At 66.8% G+C, this 370-nt stretch carries 1 pseudogene; it reads right to left on the minus strand.

The features are described from left to right. A pseudogene (locus MRBLSP13_RS20770) lies at positions 1–370 on the minus strand (transposase); the annotation flags it as partial.

Raw genomic sequence — 370 nt, forward strand, 5'->3', positions numbered from 1 at the left:
CGCCCGGCGCGACGTTGAAGGCGATTTCTTCCAGATGCATCGTCATGCCTCGCTGTTACAGCGAGGCATGACGATGCCGGCGCCCTTTCCTTCGGCGGGGCAGATCGCGCCGAAGATCCATGCCGAGGACCGGCGCTGATCCTTCGGCGCTGAAGGGCGGGTGCCACGCCTGGCCCAGCGCCGGGTGAGCTTGGTCTGCTGGCCCACGCGGGCCTCATCCTGCCACCACAACTCTATCGGCGTGCCCCTGGGGAGGCGCTTTCCTGATCTTTGCCAGGCGGGAGGCGAAGCTTTTTTAAAATCGGCAATGTCCTCGCCCCGCTGGCCGTGATGGCGCGGCCGGGCCGTGAGCTTGCGGTAGCCCATCGCC

Origin of the sequence: Sphingobium sp. LSP13-1-1.1 (genome assembly GCF_040676415.1) — a bacterium.
Taxonomy (GTDB): domain Bacteria; phylum Pseudomonadota; class Alphaproteobacteria; order Sphingomonadales; family Sphingomonadaceae; genus Sphingobium.